The sequence below is a fragment of the Mesorhizobium sp. M7A.F.Ca.MR.148.00.0.0 genome, assembly GCF_003997735.1.
Classification (GTDB): domain Bacteria; phylum Pseudomonadota; class Alphaproteobacteria; order Rhizobiales; family Rhizobiaceae; genus Mesorhizobium.
On record NZ_RZTB01000114.1, the window covers coordinates 17,779 to 18,883 of the forward strand.

Sequence of the window (1,105 nt, forward strand, 5' to 3'; positions counted from 1 at the left end):
GTCCCGTCTTGGTCCGCCCCCGGCCCGGATCGAGTACGGGAGCGGTGGTCTCGTCGGCGAAAGAGCTTGTCCGCGCCTTCAACCGCTCGACCAGCCGCTCATGCACCGGCTTCAGGAGGAAGGCAGCCTTGCCGACCCAGTCGGCCAGCGTCGAACGGTCGAGGTTAACGCCCTGGCGGGCGTAGATCTGGGCCTGACGATACAGGGGCAGATGGTCGGCATACTTCGACACCAGCACATGAGCCACCGTGGCCTCTGTGGGAATGCCGCCCTGGACCAGGCGGGCTGGAGCCGGCGCCTGGATCACTACCTCTTCGCAGGCGCGACAGGCATACTTCGGTCGACGGGTGACGATCACCCGGAACTGGGCGGGGATCATGTCGAGACGTTCGGAGAGGTCCTCGCCCATTACATGCAACTGGCCTCGGCAACACGGGCAGATCTTGTCGGCTATATCGATTACCTGCTCAACGCGCGGCAGATGGGCGGGTAACGAGCCGCGGTTGGCGCGGCGCTTGCGAGCCCGGGCATCCCGCTTTACAGGGTCTGCGGCTCCGCGCTGGCGAAGCCCTCCGCCTCTACCTGCTCGGCTTCCTCCAGCCCCAGAAGAAGCTGGTCCTCAGGCAGGCTCTCCGCCCTTCGCCCGAAGCGATAGCGCTGCAACTCCCTTGATGATTTGGCGGAGCCTCTCATTCTCCACACGCGCGGCCAAAAGCATCGCCTGAAGCGTGTTAGGGATCGTCGGGAAGGGCAGAGGCCGCGTCGGTCACGAACAAGCATGGATAGTGATTTGGCAACGATGTGATGGTCAGCTCGCCGCAATAGGAACACGCGTCTCGCGCGTCTCGTGCACCCGCCGCCAGTCGAGGCCTTCCAGGAGTGCCTGCAACTGTGCCGCCGTCAGTCGCACGACGCCGTCGGTAACGCCCGGCCAGCAGAACTTGCCATCCTCCAGCCGCTTGGCGAACAAGCATACGCTCGTGCCGTCGAAGTAGACGAGCTTGATGCGGTCGGCCCGCTTGGCCCGGAACACGTAGACCGCGCCCGAGAACGGTTATGTGGCGCGCCACATAACCGTTCTTATGCGTCGGGCGAGATTATGTGG

The 1,105-nt window shown here is 64.4% G+C and carries 2 pseudogenes; both read right to left on the minus strand.

The window, feature by feature from the left end:
• Positions 1 to 770 (minus strand): annotated as a pseudogene (locus tag EOB49_RS27620) (IS66 family transposase); the annotation flags it as partial.
• A gap of 38 nt (positions 771 to 808) precedes the next feature.
• Positions 809 to 1,042 (minus strand): annotated as a pseudogene (gene tnpB, locus EOB49_RS27625) (IS66 family insertion sequence element accessory protein TnpB); the annotation flags it as partial.
• Between the last annotated feature and the right edge of the window lie 63 nt (positions 1,043 to 1,105).